The sequence below is a fragment of the Arthrobacter bambusae genome (genome assembly GCF_022606295.1).
GTDB classification, from domain to species: domain Bacteria; phylum Actinomycetota; class Actinomycetes; order Actinomycetales; family Micrococcaceae; genus Arthrobacter; species Arthrobacter bambusae_A.
Genome location: NZ_JAHHZS010000005.1, coordinates 136,113 through 153,851 on the forward strand (window position 1 = coordinate 136,113; position 17,739 = coordinate 153,851).

The following is a 17,739-nucleotide window of genomic DNA, read 5'->3' on the forward strand; positions in this document are numbered from 1 at the left end:
GCGCCCATTAGGGCCAGCGTAAGCCACGCGCCGACGTTAGAGCAGTCCGGGGGCAGCCTTCCGGCTCAGCTCCCGTGCGGGATTGCCGCCGAAGATGCCGTAGGCGGGGATGTCCTCGCCCTTCATCAGGAACGAATCGCCTTCGAGCTCGGAACCTTCATGCATGGTGGTGCCATAGTGGACGAATGCACCCACCCCAAGCGTGCAGCCGATGCCCACGTTGATGGAATCGAGTTTGAAGGCGCCGTCCTCCATGGAGTGGCATTGCGCGACGGCGTAGGCGTTGAGGGTGCAGTAGTCACCGATGGTGACGAGGGTCCTTTCCGGGATCCCGCAACCGTCGTCGAAGACCTTCTTGCCCATCCGAACCCCCAGGATCCGCCAGATCACTGCTTTGAAGGGTGTGCCGTTGAACATTTGCACAATGCCCCCGGCGCCGAGTTTCCAGAAGCGCTCGTGCCGCCAGAAGGGCACTTCGTAGATGGAGCAAAACGTCGGCGAGAGCCTTCCAAATCCCAGGGATGCCCGCTCCACGAGGACCATCAGGGCGCCCGTGGTGACCACCATCGTTCCCACCGCGACCACCGCGGCGAGCCCTCCTGCGCTCGGGAGGAAGGCCTGCGAGCCCCAGGCAACGAGGAGGATCACATACAGTTCGACCCACCGGGCCAGCAGGTAGAGGATTACCGTGACGGTATTGTGCAGGTTCTTTGCCGGGATCCGGCGCCGTAGCTCCTCTGGCGTCCGGAACCGGTCAAAGGCGTTGTCACGGTCAACGGTGCGCGGTATTTCAAAGGGCGGTGAGCCCAGGAGGCCAACCCCCTCGCGGAGCGGACCGTCCAAAGGCACCATCGTCTTTGTTCCCAGGAGGCAGTTGTCCCCCATTCTGGCCCCGGCGGGATAGGCGATGTTGTTGCCGAAGAAGCTCCTGGCCCCGATGATGGTGGGGCTGAGGCGGAAAGCAGTGTTCGAATAGTCCGCATTGATGATCGAAAGGCCATCCGAGACCATGGTGCCGCTGCCGACAGTCGTCAGGGTGGGGCTGTCATGCTTCAGCCCCACGCCGAAATTGGATCCGGTCTGCACCAGGTCCGGCTGGTGGTAGCCCAGGACGTTCAGGTAGTAGACGATCAGGGAACTGTCACCGGTGAGCTGGAGGAGGGCTTTGAGGTTGGTCAGGCGCTGGGCTGTCCGCAAGAGTCCGAAGCGGACGCCGTACAGGGGGTAGTCCTTGCCCGGAACAAGAAGCAAGGCAATCAGCCTGGGAAGGGTGGCGGCGGCGGCGAACGCGGCCAGGATGCTGCCGAAAAGAAGGACGGCCGAGATCAGTAAAAGCGCTTCCCAGAAGAGCGGCCGGGTCGGGTTCGTTTCGCCCGTGGGGAGGAAGGCGAGCATGACGTCGACGACTCCAAGCCCGATGGAAGACACCAGGACCACGTGGACCAGTACGGTCCAGAAACTGAAACTGGCCCGGCGGGCGGTCCCGGAAGCGGCTTGTCCCGCCCTGCGGTAGCTGGTGCCGGTGGGCTCGGCCGGTGAGCCTGCCCAGGATGCGCCCGGCGGAACCGTCTGGAAGCGGTACAAGCAGGAGCTGTGCCCCAGTTGGGCGTCGTCGCCCATGGCGGTATCAATATCCAGGGTCGTCTGTTCGCCGATCAGGACATTGCGGCCCAAAGTGACGGGCCCTGTCTGGATCCGGCCGGCGTGGGCGCGGTAGCAATTGAACGTGGAATCCCTCCGGATCACTGTGTCCGCACCCACTGTCAGCAGGTCGGTGCATGCTGGAATCCTTGAGGAGAGGATCGTTACTCCCGGGCCGATCCTGGCCCCCAGAGCCCTGAGGTACAGGGGGAAGACCGGTGTCCCGACGAACAAGCGCACCGGGCTTGTGTTGACGAGAGTCTTGACGAACCAGAAGCGGACGTACCGCAAGGACCAGAGGGGGAACTCCTCGGCCTTCCACCGGCCGATGAGCGCCCATTTGAGCGCAATGGGCATGACTGCCAAGGCCAGGAACGATACGGTGCCGACGACGACGGAGCGGGCCGCGAGGACGCCGGGCTGCCGGGAGCCACCGATCCACTGTTCACCTGCGGAGGGGATGAGGACGACGAGGTAGGCGTAGGCCAGGCCCGCCAATGCCTGCAAAACCCCGCACAGCAGGTACTGGCCGGTCCCGACGCGCAGGAAGGGTTCAGCCGTCGCAATTTCCCGGCCCTCGACGTCGGCTCCCGCCGTCGATCCGACGCTCGCGGAGTCCAAGGCGGCCGACAGCGCGGCGATGGTCGGATGTGCATAAATTTCGCGCATCGAGACTGACGGTGGGTTGGCGACCTTGCGGACGTTGGCGCAGAAATGCGCCAACAACAGGGAGTTTGCCCCGAGATCGTTGAAGAAATTGGCGGTGGTGGAGACAGACGTGAGGTGGAGGGCCGAGGCCAAAGCGGGGGCGAGGATCCGTTCCGTGGGCGTCACCGGGCTGGTGTCGGCGACGCCTGTACTGACCGCGCGCGGGCCGGTGGGATCCGGCAGGCTCCTGCGGTCCACTTTCCCGCTGACCATCATCGGCATGGTCCGGAGGGACAGGAAATACGCTGGCACCATGTAGGCGGGGAGCCGCTCGCGCAGCCAGGCGCGGATGTCCCCGCCTTCCACCGTGGGTGCGTTGTGGTGCAGCGTGTAGTAGGCGGCAAGTTCCGTGATTCCCGGCTCGGGCTCCCAGGTTTTCACAACAGCCGCCGCCATCCCCGGCATCTGCAGGAGGACGCTTTCGATTTCGCTCAGCTCAACCCGATAGCCCCGGACCTTCACCTGCGTGTCGGTGCGGCCGTGGTACTCGATTTCGTCGTGGTCGTTGAACCGGCCAAGGTCGCCGGTGCGGTAGATGCGGTGGGACGGGTTGTCCTCGAGGCCGAGGAAATCCGGAATGAATGCCCTTTCAGTCAACTCGGGCCGGTTGATGTAGCCCCTGGCGAGCCCTACTCCCGCCAGGCCGATTTCGCCCAACTCGCCGTGGGCCAGGGCCCGGTCCTGGACGGGATCCAGGATGACTGCCGCATAGCCGGGCAGGGGCTTGCCCAGCGTCACGGGCTTGCCGGGCTCCGCCGTGCCCCAGGTCGCCGTCACTGTCGCTTCGGTTGGCCCGTAGACATTCAGGAAGCGCCGGCCGGGCCGGTGCCAGCGCGCCACAAGGTCCTCGGGGCAGGCTTCGCCGGAGACGAGCAGGAACCGCAGCCCGGGCACGTCGTCGTCGAGCGTGGCGAGCAGGGTCGGCACACAGCAAAGGGCGGTGATGTTCCGGGCCTCTATGAACTCGGCAAGGTCCGGCCCGAGGAGGTTGTTCCCGGGCGGTCGGGGAACCAAGGTGGCCCCCACCATCCATGGCACCCAGATCTCCTCCACGGAGAAGTCGAACGCCGTGGTCATGCCCTGGTAGACCCGGTCGCGGGCATCGTAGCCGTAGGTTTCGGCGGCGGTCCGCACGAAGTGGCAGATGCTGGCGTGGGCTATGGCCACTCCCTTGGGCCGCCCCGTGGATCCTGACGTGTAGATGATGTATGCCAGTCCGTTGGCCGGGGACTCCTCCCCGGCCCAGGCCAGTCGGGAGGCTTCGAACGCGGCAATGCGGCGGTCCTCCTTGTCCATGCGAACCGCGAGGGCTGCGCTCGCGGGCGGGAGGCTGTCCGCCAGGCGGGAGACAGTCAGGATCATGGTGACGTCGGCATCGGCGGCAATGTAGGCAATTCTCTCGGAGGGGAACGCCGGGTCGAGGGGCACGTAGACGGCATGGGCCTTGAGGACCGCAAGCATGGAGACATAGGACCGCACCGCGTCGTCGAACAGCAGTGCGATTTTGTCGCCCGGGCTTGCGCCGCGGGCCTGGAGGTAGCGGGCGAGGCGGTTGGCCCGGGCGTCCAGTTCTTCGTAGCTGAGTGATCCATCGGTCGTTTCCACTGCCGGATGATGGCTGCGGCCTTCGGCCCGTTGCCGGTCACACCGGTCCTCGAAGAGCTCCTCGAGCCGCTCGCCGGGGCTCCACCGGATGGTGGTGCCGTTTGTGATTTTGCCCGACGCCGTGGCGTCCGGTGCGCTGCCGAGGAGAACCGCAGCGCCGTCCCTTAGCTGGATCATGGGTCCGGCGCTTGTGGCCGTTTCGCCGGGGGTCCGGCCGTGGTCCGTATGCCTTCCCATCTTCCCCTCCTGGTCCCGCCAATGGGTCATGCCAATTCGTCGAGCCTTATCGGACTGCATCCGTCGTGGTCCTGCGTTCGGCCATGGCGCTTTGTTCGGCAATGGCGGCCAGCAGCAGCTCGCAGGCGGCATCGACGATTTCTACCGTGATGTTCAGCGGTGGCAGGAGCCGGACGACGCAGTCGTCGCGCCCTCCGCATTCGAGTATCAGGCCCCGCTCCAGGGCATTTCGCTGCACTGCCCGGGCCAGTCTTCCGGCAGGACGGCCTGTGTCCGGATCAGCGAGCTCGATTCCCCACATCAGCCCGCGGCCCCGAACTTCACGCACCCAGGGGTTGCTGGCCAAGGGCGCGAGAAGCCGGGCAATCTGCGCACCGCGGCTGCGGACGTTGCCAAGAACGTCGTCGCGCCGGATGATCTCGACGGCGGCAGCCCCGGCGGCGAAGGCCAGCTGGTTTCCACGGAATGTCCCGGTGTGGGCACCGGGGAGCCAGCGGTCAAGGTCCTTGTTGTAGATGATGAGGGCAACCGGGAGGCCTATCCCGCTCAGGGCCTTGGATGCCACGATGACGTCGGGCTCGATCCCGAACTGCTCGAACGCGAACCAGGTTCCGGTACGCCCGCAGCCCGTCTGGATCTCATCGATAATCAACGGGATATCCAGCTCACGCGTCACCCTGCGCACGGTTTGCGCGAATTCAATGGTGGCCGGTACGACTCCACCCTCGCCTTGGACCATTTCCATGATGACCGCCGCGGGAAGCGGGATGCCCCCGAGCGGGTCCTTGAGGGAGTGTTCGAGGAACTGGACACAATTGGTCGCGCAGGTCTCCGGGTTCAGGCCCACGGGACACTGGGCACAATAGGAATAGGGGAAGAAGTGCACTCCGGGTATCCCGTTCGCCACCGGCCGCTTCTGTTCGACCAGCCCGGTCAACGCCATCCCGACCGCGCTGCTGCCGTGGAATGCGCCCTGGAAGCAAATGACGTCCCCCCGCCCAGTGGCCGTCTTGCACAATTTGATGGCGGCATCCACGGCATTTGCACCGGTCGGTCCGCAGAAGTGGACCTTCATCCGTTCGGCGAGTCCGGGCGGAAGCATGGACAGCTGTGCCCGCACGAAGGCGTCCTTGGCCGGCGTCGGGAAATCAAGCCCATGACTCAGGTTCCGCACTTGTCCGGCCACCACCTCAACCAGTTCCGGGTGGCTGTGCCCCAAGGTCAAAACCCCGGCACCGGCCAGGAAGTCAAGGAAGACATTGTCATCGACGTCCCGCACGAACGCACCGGAACCTTCGGCAATCGCAATGGGAAGATGCCGTGGATAGGTGCGGGCGTTGGATTCTGTTCGTTCCTGGCGCGCCAACAATTCGGCTGATCTGGGTCCTGGCAGGGGTCCGGTGACATGTGCCGAGGTCAAGGTAGCCTGCTGCTGGTGTGTGTACATGGCGATCGGGTCCTTATCCGGGGGATCCGCGGTGGCGGATCGATGACTGGGCGCTTCCCGCGGCCTTGCCTGCGGCGCGGGGAGATGGGGGGCCGGTACTGCGGCCCCGCTATGGCGCGCTGACGGCCTCCTCTCCTGCCTGGTCATTTCCCGCGGGGTCCAGCCCGAAGGCCAACTGCACGGCGCGTTGTGCGTCCTCGAGCACCGCCACGCGGACGACGACGTCGATGCGGATGTCCGACGCAGAGATCAACTCGATCTCGGCTCCCGCGTCCGAAAGGGCCTTGAAGAGCCGTGAAAATACTTGGGCGTCAGTGCGCATGCCGAGCCCGATCAGCGAGAGCCTGCCGATCTGGCCGTCGTATTGGAGGTCCAGGAAGCCGATGGCCCCCTGGGCAGCGGACAAGGCCGCCCGGACGCGGAATCCGTCCCGGCTGGGAACCGCCAACGAAATATCGCTTCCGCCGGCGCGCACGGACGAGGTGCTTTGAACTGCCATGTCGACCTCGGCGCTCTCATCAGCCAGAAGCCCGAAGATTTCCGCGGACTTTCCCACGCCATCCGCGACGCCTATGACCTTCAGCTTCGCCACGGACGCGTCACAGAGAACCGCGGACACCACTGGCTGCTCCACGGCCGGAGCCCGTTCCCAGATGGGCCTGTGGTCCCAGTCCGACTCCTGGTCCTGGCCCGGGAGGATCAGCGTTCCCATGGCACGGCTGAAGGACGAACGCACGTGGATGGGGACGCCGAAACGGCGGGCATACTCGAGGCATCTGGTATGCACCACTTTGGAACCGGACGCAGCCAGCTCCAGCATTTCCTCGTTTGAAATGACGTCGATTTTCCGCGCGCGGGGAACCACCCGCGGGTCGGCCGTGTATACGCCGTCGACGTCGGTATAGATTTCGCACATGCCGGCGCCCAACGCTGCGGCCAAGGCGACGGCGGTGATGTCCGAACCGCCCCGGCCCAGGGTGGTGACTTCCCTCTTCTTGAGGCCCTTCCCCTGGAAACCAGCCACGATGGCAACCTCTTCGCGCTTCAAGCAAGCGCGGATACGGTGCGGGTCAACGTTGACGATGTGCGCTTTGCCGTGGACGCCGTCGGTAATCAGTCCGGCCTTTTTGCCGCTGAAGGTCCGGGAAGGCACGCCCAGCTCGGCCAAGGCAATCGCCAAAAGGGTCACGGAGATCCGTTCACCCGTGGTCAGCAACGCGTCGAGTTCGCCCGCCGGAGGACTGGGGCTGAGGGACACGGCCAGGTCAAGCAGTTCATCGGTGGTGTCGCCCATGGCCGAAACCACCACCACCAGCGGATGCCCGGCCTCGCGGGTCTCGGCGATCCGCCGGGCCACCCGTTTGATGGCCGCCGCGTCGGCGACCGAGGAGCCACCGTACTTTTGCACTATGAGGTCCCGGGCCCGAAGTTTTGTACGCGTACGAAGCGCCATCTGTTCGAGACCGGGGAATTGTTCTGATCCGTCTGCCTCCGGATGCCGACGGTCTGCTGGTAAATCCCGAATGCTGACTGTCTGCTGGTACATGGAGCCTCCTGGAGCCCGCATACCCCCCTGCCGATCTTACAACGTATGGACCGTGCGAGCGGTTCACGTAGGCAACAAAAAGCAGCCTTGGGAAGGCGGCTCAGGATGAACCTGAAATTCATAATCTTGACGTGCGTCACGCAAGTGATACGCTCAATGCATGGAAAACCGCACCGGCCACTCCGAAGAGACCATCAAGGCCACAAACATCCGGCCCATCGAGGATTCGGTCCGCACCGACTTCAGCCAGGCCATGTCCTATGGCGGGTATCTGGACCTTGACCGCCTCCTCACTGCCCAGCACCCGTTGAGCACCCCGGAGCACCATGACGAATTGCTGTTCATCATCCAGCACCAGACCAGCGAACTGTGGCTCAAGCTGATCCTGCATGAGCTTCTTGAAGCCCGACGGCTCCTCGATGTGGACAACCTTGCCAAGGCCCTCAAATGCATCGCCCGCGTCAAGGCGATCCAGCGGACCATGACCGAGCAGTGGTCCGTCCTGGGCACGCTCACTCCGCGCGAGTACTCCGAATTCCGGCGCTTCCTGGGCAGCTCTTCAGGGTTCCAGTCCCACCAGTACCGCGGCGTCGAGTTCCTGCTGGGCAACAAGAACCGCTCCATGCTGCGGGTCTTCGAGAGCGATCCCGCGGCGCACAGCCAGCTCACGACGCTGTTGGAGGAGCCGACCATGTACGACGCCTTCCTCGCGGTGCTGGCGCGGGCCGGTTATGCCGTTCCGGCCGACATCCTGGACCGTGACACCAGCGAACCGTGGACGTTCCGGAAGGACCTGGTCCCGGTCTTCCAGGAGATTTACGAATCGGAAGCCACGCCATGGGGATTCTACGAAGCGTGCGAAGACCTCGTGGACATCGAGGACAACTTCCACGCCTGGCGCTTCCGCCACTTGCGGACCGTGCAACGGACCATCGGATTCAAGGTGGGCACGGGAGGCTCCTCCGGCGTCGACTTCCTCAAACGGGCCCTGGACCTGACTTTCTTCCCGGAGCTCTACGCCGTCCGCACCGAGATCGGCAACTGAGCCGCAATTCCAACCCGAGCAAACCCCCACATTTCCCCTCAGGAGAGACATGAACAGCGCGCAGCAAACGCAACGGCCGACGTCGGCAGAACTCGACGCCGCCGATCCCCTCGCCGGGCAGCGTGAGGCCTTTTACTCCCCGGCGGAAGGCCAGCTCACCGCCTACCTCGACGGGAACTCCCTCGGCCGTCCGCTCAAGGCGACGTCGGCGAAGCTCGCGTCCTTCGTGGAGGACGCCTGGGGCAGCCGCCTCATCCGCGGTTGGGACGAACAGTGGATGGACGAGCCCACCACGGTCGGCGACCGGATCGGCGCCGTCACCCTGGGCGCGGCCGCCGGCCAGGTCACCGTGGGCGATTCCACGTCCGTGATGCTCTACAAGCTCATCCGGGCGGCGGTCGACGCCCAGCCTGGCCGCGATGAGATCGTTGTGGACCGGGACAACTTCCCCACGGACCGCTTCATCATCGAAGGCATCGCCGCGGAGAAGGGCGCCACCATCAAGTGGGTCGCTTCCAACCCGGCCAGCGGGGTCCGGACCACGGACCTCGAGGGACTGCTCAGCGAGCGGACCGCCGTCGTCGTGCTCAGCCATGTGGCTTACCGCTCCGGTTTCCTGGCGGATGCCGCTGCGATCACCGCGAGGGTCAAGGAATCCGGAGCGCTCATGCTCTGGGACGTGTGCCACTCGGTGGGCTCGGTGCCGCTCGAACTGGACGCCTGGGGCGTGGACCTCGCAGTGGGTTGCACGTACAAGTACCTCAATGGCGGCCCGGGCTCTCCCGCGTTCGCCTACGTCAACGCATCGCAGCAGGACCGCCTGCAACAGCCGATCTGGGGCTGGATGGGCGCCGACAACCCCTTCGGCATGACGGAAAGCTACACACCGGCAACGGGAATCCGAAGCTTCATCACCGGCACTCCCCCGGTCCTGGCCATGCAGCCGCTCAAGGACATGGTCGAGCTGATCGCATCGGTGGGCATGGACGCCGTGCGGGAGAAGTCCATCAAACTGACCGACTACGCAGCTGCCTTGGCTGAGGACATGCTGGTCCCCCTCGGCGCCGAGATTGTCAGCCCGCGCAACACCGCCGAGCGCGGCTCGCACATCACGGTTGACCATCCCCTGTTCGGTGACGTCACCCGGACGCTCTGGGACCGGGGCATCATTCCGGACTTCCGTCCGCCGCACGGACTGCGGATCGGGCTCTCGCCGCTCAGCACGAGCTACGCGGAGGTTGAGCTGGGAGTGACCGCCATCCGGGACGCCCTCGCCGAACTCCTGTGAGCGCTGTCCTTGACGACATGGACTCCCGGCCCGGGAGCACCACGTCACTGCTGCGCACGGTCATCGGCTTGTACCTCCGCGATGCCGGTGGATGGATGTCCACGAGGCACCTCATCGCCCTCATGGAGGCACTCGGGTTGAGCGCTGCCGCGTCCCGGACGGCGCTGTCACGGTTGAAGAAGAAGGAAATCGTCCTGCCGCAATTGCGTCACGGGATTCCCGGCTTCGCCGTCACCGAGGGTGCCGCAGCAATGCTCGCCCGCGGCGACCGGCGGATCTTCAAACCCCGCCTGATGTCGTCAGCCGACCGCTGGTGCCTCGTGTCCTTCTCCATCCCGGAAACCGAGCGGGAAAAGCGGCACCAGTTGCGGCGGCGGCTGCACTGGATCGGCTGCGGCACCGTAGCGGCAGGGCTGTGGATCTGCCCCGACGCACTGCGGGAGGAAGTGGAGGAGATCCTGGAGGACCTGGAGCTGCGCGGCATGGCCACGGTGTTCGTGACGGACACTCCCTTGGTCGGAGGCAGCCTCCGCGAGGCCGCCTCCGCGTGGTGGGACCTCGACACAGTCGCGGAACTGCATCGCGACTTCATCCTGCATCATGGTTCCATGGCCGACGACGACGGCCCGGGCAACGGTCCCGACGGCGGCCCGGACACTGCCGCGGCCTTCGCCCGCTATGTCCGAAGCATCGACCGCTGGCGGATCATTCCGTATCTGGATCCGGGGCTGCCCGCCGAATTCCTTCCCGAGGACTGGCCCGGAATGGCGGGGATCGCCCTGTTCGAGCGCCTCGGCTCTGCCTATGCAAAGCCCAGCGCCGAATTCGTGCGGAGGACGTTGGAGGGATAGCCCGTGAACACGTGATCAGTCCGGGCACCAGGAGTAGTCTGGAACCATGAACTTCCCCGATGGTGGATGGTTCGCGAGGTCGTCATGACCCGCGTCTGGTTGCGTTGGCTGCCGGCAGTGCTGGCTCCGGTGGCCCTTGCTGCGGCGGCCTTGGCTGGTTCCTACCAAGCCGGAGCTGCGACGAGCCTGCCGCACAAAACGGCCGCGGAAGTCATCGCCATGATCGGCCGCGCCGACGTCCATGCATTGTCCGGAACCCTTCAACAAAGTTCCGATCTGGGGCTGCCCCAACTCCCCTCCGTCGGGCCAACGGCGAGCCAAGGGCCCGCTTCCGTGATGGAGCTTTTGAGCGGTTCACACACAGCCCGGGTCTACATGGACGGTCCCGCCAAAGCCAGGTTCCAGGTGATGGACATGCTCGCTGAGCGCGACGTCGTCCGCAATGGCAACGATCTCTGGCTCTACAACTCGGCAGACAACAGCGCGGCGCACATGACGATGCCCGCCGAACCAGCGCGTTCAGCGGCCCCGCACGCGACGCCGACTCCCGGAGTCACCACGCCTGACGTCGTCGCGCAGCACTTCCTCGCCGCCGTCGGACCCACCACGGACGTGGCCGTGGGCGACGGAACCACGGTGGCCGGCCGCACGGCCTACCAACTGGTGATCAAGCCGCGCAGTACCGGCACGCTCGTCGATTCGGTGACAATCGCCGTCGACTCCGCTTCGGGCCTCCCGCTCGGCGTCGATGTCCGGGCACGGGGCCAGGCGGCAGCGGCGTTCTCGCTCGCATTCACTGACGTGAGCTTGTCGGCGCCCGACGCCGCCCTGTTCAGTTTCACTCCGCCCCGCGGTGCCGCCGTGGAGGAGAAGGCAACCCCGCAGTTGCGATCCCTCCCTGGAAAGACCGGGCAGCCGAAGGCAACAGCGGCCCGGCCAACGATCACGGGCACCGGCTGGGACGCAGTGATGGGCTTGCCCGCCGGCACTGTGCCGAACGATGTCCGCTCGGCACCGATGTTGGCCCAGCTCACCCAGCCTGTCGCCGGCGGTCGAGCGCTGACCACCAGCCTGGCTACTGTTTTGATGCTCGACGACGGCCGCGTCTTCGCGGGAATGGTGCCACTTGAGCGGTTGCAGGCCGCAGCCGCCGCGAAATGACGGAGGCATCCCCGCCGGCTGAACTGGCGATAGAGACGCAAGGCCTCAGCAAGCGCTTCGGCCACCGGGCCGCCGTCGACGGCGTCGACCTGGCGGTGCCCCGCGGTTCGGTCTTTGGATTCCTCGGTCCTAACGGCTCCGGCAAGACCACCACCATCCGGTTGCTTCTTGGCCTGGCGTCCGCCACGAACGGCCGCATCCGGGTCCTTGGCGGCGAGATGCCGCGCCAACTGGCAGCTGTCCTGCCCAACGTGGGCTCGCTCGTGGAAGGCCCGGCCTTCTACCCTTTCCTGTCCGGGGCAGCGAACCTGCGGCGCTTGGACAGCGCCGATCTTCACGCCGCCCCACGGACCCGCGCCGCACGCGTGGATGACGCGCTCGAGAGGGTGGGCTTGTCCCACGCGGCGGGCAAAAGGGTGCGCGCCTATTCCCTCGGGATGAAACAGCGGCTGGGGATTGCGCATGCTTTGCTGCGGCCGCGGGAACTGCTGGTCCTGGACGAGCCCACCAACGGCCTGGATCCGCAAGGGACCCGGGAGGTCCGCAGCCTGGTCCGCTCCTTGGCGGCCGGGGGCACCACCGTGTTCGTCTCCAGCCATCTCCTCGCGGAGGTGGAGCAGATGTGCACCCATGTGGGCGTCATGAGCGTGGGCAAGCTCGTGGCGCAAGGAACCCTGCACGAACTGCGCGCGGCGGGCACGGCCATCATCCGGCTCCACACGCCCGATATCGAGGCCGCTGTCCGTGTCCTCTCCAGACTCGGCCTGGAGTCGGAACTGGTTGCCCCGCCGCCCGGCTCGTACGGTCCCGATGGCAGGAGCCTCGTCAGTACCGGTCCGGCGGGGCTCGACGTGGCACCCGAGGCGATCGTGGCTGCCTTGGTGTCCGACGGCGTCCGGGTCCGGGGCTTCGGCGTGGAGAGCGCGAGCCTCGAGGAGCGCTTCGTCTCCCTCACCGGAGAGGGCTTCGACATTGCCGGCTGAACGCGGAACCGAAGCGACGATTGCCGTGCTGGAGGGCACGCAAAGCTCGTGGTCGCTCATGGCCTCCGAGCTCTCGGTGCTGTTCCGGCGGCTGCGGACATGGGCCATGCTCCTGGCGCTCGCGGCGATCCCCATCCTCATCGCCGCCGCGGTCAAGCTGAGCTCGCATCCCGTGGCCCCGGGGCGCGGCCCGCCTTTCCTTGACCGCATCACCCAGAACGGGCTTTTCGTCGGCGTCACGGCAATGATCGTCTCCGTACCGTTGTTCCTCCCCCTCACCATCGGAGTGGTGGCAGGCGACACGATTGCCGGCGAAGCAAACCTTGGCACCCTGAGATACTTGCTCGTCGCCCCGGCGGGACGTGTCCGCCTCCTGTTGATCAAGTACGCGTCCGCCTCAGTGTTCTGCCTGGCAGCGACCCTGACGGTTGCAGCCGCGGGCGCGCTGGCCGGCGTCGCACTCTTCCCGGTGGGCCCTGTCACCCTGCTGTCGGGCGACACGATCGGCGTCGGCGAATCCGTGGTGCGTTCCTTGCTGATTGCCGCATACATCGCGGTGTCATTGTTGGGGCTGTCCGCTATCGGACTGGCAATTTCCACCTTCACGGACGTGCCGGTCGGAGCCATGGCTGCAACCATCGTGTTGTCCGTGGTGTCGCAAGTGGCTGACAACCTGCCGCAATTGGAGTGGCTGCACCCGTGGCTGTTCAGCCACTACTGGCTGGGTTTCGCCGATCTCCTGCGCCAACCGATCTCGTGGACGAGCTTCGGCGACAACGCCCTGCTGCAGGCGGGCTACATCCTGGTGGCCGGCGCGTTGGCTTACGGCAAGTTCACGAGCAAGGATGTCCTGTCCTGAAGTTCGGCCTGCCCGTAAGCTCATGGCATGGCAAGATTCTTCGATGTTCACCCGCAGGACCCCCAACCACGCGCGATTTCCCAGGTGGTGAAGATCCTCCAGTCCGGCGGCCTCATCGCCTACCCCACCGATTCCTGCTACGCGCTCGGCGCGCAAATCGGCAACAGGGAAGCCCTCGACCGGATCCGCTCGATCCGCCAGCTCGACGGCAAACACCATTTCACCTTGGTCTGCAAGGATTTCGCGCAGCTCGGCCAGTTCGTGATGATCGACAACGACGTGTTCCGCAGCATCAAGGCCGTTACGCCGGGAAGCTACACCTTCATCTTGCCTGCCACCAAGGAAGTGCCGCGGCGTCTCCTGCACCCCAAGAAGAAGACGGTAGGCGTGCGGATTCCCGACCATAACTTTGTCCAGGCCCTGCTCGCCGAACTGGGCGAACCGCTCCTGTCCAGCACCTTGCTGCTCCCCGACGAGGAGGAGCCCCTGACCCAAGGCTGGGAGATCAAGGAACGCCTGGACAATCTGGTGGAAGCCGTCATCGATTCCGGCGACACCGGCGCAGAGCCCACAACCGTGGTGGACTTCTCAAGCGGCACGGCCGAAGTTGTCAGGCGCGGCACCGGCGATCCCTCCCGGTTCGAGTGAGCATGGGCACTGCCGAGTCGCGCGTCACGATCGACGTCGACGGCACCGCGATTTCCGGGATCTACGCCCGGCCGGACAAAGCCGCGGCGACAATTGTCCTCGCACACGGAGCCGGAGCCGGCATGGAACATCCGTTCCTGGCCGGCCTGGCCCACGCGTTGAACGACGACGGCGTGGCGACCTTGCGCTTCAACTTCCCCTACCGGGAAGCCGGCAGGAAGTTCCCCGACCGGCCACCCGCTGCGATCGCGGCGTGGCGGGCCGTCATGGCGGAAGCGGCGTCCCGGTCGGAGGGCGAACCCGTGTGGGCGGCCGGCAAGTCCTTCGGCGGCCGCATGGCGTCGATGGCGGCGGCCGAAGGAATGTCCGCGGCCGGACTCGTCTATCTCGGCTACCCGCTGCACCCGCCGGGAAAACCGGAGAAGCTCCGCGACGAGCACCTGTACGGGCTCGCTCTGCCGATGCTCTTCCTGCAGGGCACCCGGGACACCTTCGCGACGCCCGGGCTGCTCGAAGGCGTCGTGGCCCGGATCGGACCCGCCGCCACCATCGAGTGGTGGGACGGCGGCGACCATTCCTTCGTGCGCGCGGGAGTCAAGAAGGGTGCCGCGGACATAGGGGCATCACTAGCGGCCCCCGTGTCGGCGTTCCTTCGCAGGAACGGCTGAGCCTCAGGCTTTCGCCGCGGCGACGGCTATGCCGGGCGGCAGCGGCTCGTGCCGCAAGTACTCCCTGCGGAAGCGGCCGCTGCCGGCCGTCAGTCCCCGCAGTACGATCGCGTACCGCAGCAGTTCCTGTTCCGGGACTTCGGCGCTGATCTCAGTACGCTCTCCGCCGACGGATGTCGTCCCGGTGACGCGTCCGCGGCGGGAGGACAGATCGCTCATGACCGCACCCACATGCTCGTCGGCCACAAGGACCGTCACGGCCGAAATCGGTTCAAGGAGTTGAATACTGCCCGCCGCGGCGGCCTCCCGCAAGGCCAACGCGCCGGCCGCCTGGAATGCCGCGTCCGATGAATCGACGCTGTGGGTCTTGCCGCCTACCAGGATCACCCTGATGTCGACCACCGGGAAACCTGCCCGCACCCCCTTGCCCATCTGGGCCCGGACGCCCTTCTCGACCGAGACGACATACGTGCCGGGGATGACCCCGCCGACAACCCTGTCGACGAATTCAAAACCCGCCCCGCGTTCAAGGGGCTCCACTTCGATGTCGCAAATCGCGTACTGCCCGTGGCCGCCGGATTGCTTGACATAGCGCCCGTGGCCGGCGGCCTGGGCTGCGAAGGTTTCCCGGAGGGGCGTGATGACGTCCACTGTCTGCAGCTTCACCCCCTGCTCCCGCAAGCGGTCGAGGACTGCCTCCGAGTGGGCCTCGCCCATGCACCACAGGACCAGCTGGTGCGTCTCGGAGTTGCGCTCCACCCTCAGGGTCGGATCTCCCGCGGCTACCTTGGCCAGGCTCTTGGACAGCGCGTCCTCATCGCCGTGCGACGCCGCTTCGATCGCCACAGGCATCAGCGGCTCGGGCATGTCCCAGGTTTCCACCAGCAAGGGAGCTTCGCGGGCGGAAACCGTATCTCCCGTCTCGGCGCTCGCCACCTTCGCCAGCGCGCAGATGTCCCCGGCCACGGCGAACTGTACCGGACGGAGGCTGGACCCCAACGGGGAGTAAAGGTGGGTGATCCGCTCGTCGCTGTCGTGGTCGGGGTGGCCCCGTTCGGCCAGCCCGTGCCCGCCGACGTGCACGGCAGAGTCCTCGCGAAGCGTCCCCGAGAAGAGCCTGACAAGGCACACCCGCCCCAGGAACGGGTCAACGGTGGTACGCACCACTTCGCCAAGGAGCGGACCCTCCGGATCGCATGCCAGGGGTGCGACGGGCGTCCCTCCCAAGTCGGTGACCGTCGGGAGGTTTCGCTCAGTCGGTGACGGGAACGCCCGGGTCAGCACTTCCAGCAGTTCGGCCGTGCCGACTCCGGTCACGGAAGAGCTTGCCAGCACCGGAAAGAACGTGCCGCGGACGATCGCGGTCTCCACATCGTCCACGAGGGTATCGATGGGGACCTCCTCGCCTCCGAGGTATCGGTCCATCAGGCTCTCGTCCTCGCTCTCCGAAATGATGCCCTCGATGAGTTCCCCGCGGACACCCTCCGCGCCGGCCAGTTCCTCCGCGGTCGCGGGACGTACCGCGGGACGCGGCTCCCCTAGGGTGTACTCCGACACCGTGCCCGAAAGCAGCCCGAGCACTCCCGAAACAGCGTCGGCGTCACGGACGGGCACGTAGAGGGGGAGGACGGAATCGCCGAAGGCGGCCCGGCATTCGGCCAGGACGGCATCGTAGTTCGCCCGTGGATGGTCAAGCCGGCTGATCACGACCGCCCGGGGCATGCCGACGCGCTCGCATTCGCCCCAGAGAGTGGTGGTTCCGACGTCGACGCCGTCCACTGCCGAAACCACGAACAACGCCGCGTCCGCGGCCCGCAGCCCCGCGCGCAACTCTCCCATGAAATCCGCGTAGCCAGGGGTGTCGAGAAGGTTCACTTTGACGTCGTCGATGACGAGGGGCGCCGCGGAGAGTCCGATGGACCGTTGTTGATGGATGGCCGTCGCTTCCGAATCACCCACCGTGGTGCCGTCGACGATCGAACCCATGCGGGTCACGACGCCGGCAGCGTAGAGAAGTGACTCGAGCAGCATCGTCTTTCCAGCGCCTGAGCGGCCAATCAGCACGACGTTGCGGATATTCTCCGGCCGGTCGGCCGGCGCCGAGGAGGGGTCCGCGCGTCGAAGATCGGGGTTGGTCCGGTTCGACCCCTTCGTCGCACTGCCTGGGCCTTTCGCCGACATGAGCACCTCCTGGAGTAGAAGCCGGATCCCCCGCGTCCTTTGCTTACCGATTCCACACCCTGGACCGGCGCACGGCAAGAGCAATCCAGGGAGTCCGTGCCGAAACTGCAGGCTAGGAGAGCATTCCCCACACCAAGCGAACGGAAATGGCCGCGCTCGCGGCAATGACAACCGCGAAAGCCGCCAGCCACAACAAGGACGGCACCCCCGTGGAACGGGCCAGGATGTAGGCATCCGAGGATGCGAGCCGATCCCGGCGGCCGGTATGTACGGCAGCCACCTTGAACCAGTCCCGCACGGCCCCCACCTCGAGCGCTATGCCGAGGCCCAGCACCACATGGCTGACCGTCGGTGCAGAAGCAAACATGACAAGCAGCTGGGCAGTCGCCGCGCTCAGGAGCGCGACGAAGATTCCGGTGAAGTTCCGCAGGAAGATCAGCGCGAGCAGCAATACCAGCGCACCGACGGACATGGCCGCCCCGGACCACCCTGCAGACACGGACCATATGAGCGCCACGCCCACCACCGCGGGACTCGGATATCCCCAGAAACCGGACCAGGCTGCGCCGAACTTGCCGCGCCCGCTGCTCAGGAGCTGTCCGGAGTGGTCCAGCCCGATCCGTAGCCCGTGGACAACCCGCCCCGTCATGAGGGCGGCGAACGCGTGGCCCAGTTCATGCACGAAGGTCACGTAGAGGCCGAACCAACGCCAGGTGGCCCGCGGGATGCTCAATACGACGGCCGCAGCGAGGATACCCAGGACAACCGGGGCCGCCAGGTTCGGGACCTCTTGGGTGGTGAATCCCCGCAGGACGGCCTGCCACCAGTCGTTGGCCAGGTCAGCGGGTCGCAATTCCATGTTCATCACCGT

At 66.1% G+C, this 17,739-nt stretch carries 13 protein-coding genes; 8 read left to right on the plus strand and 5 right to left on the minus strand.

The window, feature by feature from the left end; translation table 11 throughout:
* Window positions 1-36: 36 nt before the first annotated feature.
* The 3 genes from KNN17_RS05345 to KNN17_RS05355 all read right to left on the minus strand — a co-directional run bounded on the left by KNN17_RS05345 (window position 37) and on the right by KNN17_RS05355 (window position 7,091).
* Entirely contained in the window at window positions 37-4,191 is a 4,155-nt protein-coding gene (locus tag KNN17_RS05345; RefSeq protein WP_241707789.1) for a Pls/PosA family non-ribosomal peptide synthetase, read from the minus strand.
* A gap of 46 nt (window positions 4,192-4,237) precedes the next feature.
* Complete coding sequence (locus tag KNN17_RS05350; protein ID WP_241707790.1) at window positions 4,238-5,638, minus strand: diaminobutyrate--2-oxoglutarate transaminase family protein; 1,401 nt, start codon at window positions 5,636-5,638, stop codon at window positions 4,238-4,240.
* A 109-nt stretch (window positions 5,639-5,747) separates the two neighbouring features.
* Entirely contained in the window at window positions 5,748-7,091 is a 1,344-nt protein-coding gene (locus KNN17_RS05355) for an aspartate kinase (protein WP_241707842.1), read from the minus strand.
* A 253-nt stretch (window positions 7,092-7,344) separates the two neighbouring features.
* On the opposite strand from KNN17_RS05355, the gene kynA reads away from it, so the two are divergent.
* From kynA to KNN17_RS05395, 8 genes are all read left to right on the plus strand, one after another.
* Complete coding sequence (gene kynA / locus KNN17_RS05360; RefSeq protein WP_241707791.1) at window positions 7,345-8,229, plus strand: tryptophan 2,3-dioxygenase; 885 nt, start codon at window positions 7,345-7,347, stop codon at window positions 8,227-8,229.
* A 49-nt stretch (window positions 8,230-8,278) separates the two neighbouring features.
* Window positions 8,279-9,517, plus strand: a complete 1,239-nt coding sequence (locus tag KNN17_RS05365) for a kynureninase (RefSeq protein WP_241707792.1) — start codon at window positions 8,279-8,281, stop codon at window positions 9,515-9,517.
* On the plus strand, window positions 9,514-10,368 hold the full coding sequence (locus KNN17_RS05370) for a PaaX family transcriptional regulator (protein WP_241707793.1): 855 nt from the start codon (window positions 9,514-9,516) through the stop codon (window positions 10,366-10,368). Before KNN17_RS05365 ends, KNN17_RS05370 begins: the two co-directional genes overlap by 4 nt.
* A gap of 84 nt (window positions 10,369-10,452) precedes the next feature.
* A complete protein-coding gene (locus tag KNN17_RS05375; RefSeq protein ID WP_241707794.1) occupies window positions 10,453-11,529 on the plus strand; it encodes a LolA family protein in 1,077 nt (358 codons plus the stop codon).
* Window positions 11,526-12,512, plus strand: a complete 987-nt coding sequence (locus KNN17_RS05380; protein ID WP_241707795.1) for an ABC transporter ATP-binding protein — start codon at window positions 11,526-11,528, stop codon at window positions 12,510-12,512. The genes KNN17_RS05375 and KNN17_RS05380 overlap by 4 nt, the downstream gene beginning before the upstream one ends.
* A gap of 58 nt (window positions 12,513-12,570) precedes the next feature.
* Window positions 12,571-13,371 carry an ABC transporter permease gene (locus tag KNN17_RS05385; protein WP_078108824.1) on the plus strand — a complete coding sequence of 267 codons (801 nt, stop codon included), beginning with the start codon at window positions 12,571-12,573 and terminating at the stop codon, window positions 13,369-13,371.
* A gap of 27 nt (window positions 13,372-13,398) precedes the next feature.
* Window positions 13,399-14,019 carry an L-threonylcarbamoyladenylate synthase gene (locus KNN17_RS05390; protein ID WP_241707796.1) on the plus strand — a complete coding sequence of 207 codons (621 nt, stop codon included), beginning with the start codon at window positions 13,399-13,401 and terminating at the stop codon, window positions 14,017-14,019.
* Window positions 14,020-14,021: 2 nt separating this feature from the next.
* A complete protein-coding gene (locus KNN17_RS05395; RefSeq protein ID WP_241707797.1) occupies window positions 14,022-14,687 on the plus strand; it encodes an alpha/beta hydrolase family protein in 666 nt (221 codons plus the stop codon).
* A 3-nt stretch (window positions 14,688-14,690) separates the two neighbouring features.
* Here the strand turns inward: KNN17_RS05395 and KNN17_RS05400 are convergent, their stop codons facing one another.
* Together KNN17_RS05400 and KNN17_RS05405 are read right to left on the minus strand one after the other, a co-directional pair.
* A complete protein-coding gene (locus KNN17_RS05400) occupies window positions 14,691-16,868 on the minus strand; it encodes an elongation factor G-like protein EF-G2 (protein WP_241707798.1) in 2,178 nt (725 codons plus the stop codon).
* Window positions 16,869-16,980: 112 nt separating this feature from the next.
* A complete protein-coding gene (locus KNN17_RS05405) occupies window positions 16,981-17,733 on the minus strand; it encodes a M50 family metallopeptidase (protein ID WP_241707843.1) in 753 nt (250 codons plus the stop codon).
* Window positions 17,734-17,739 lie beyond the last annotated feature (6 nt).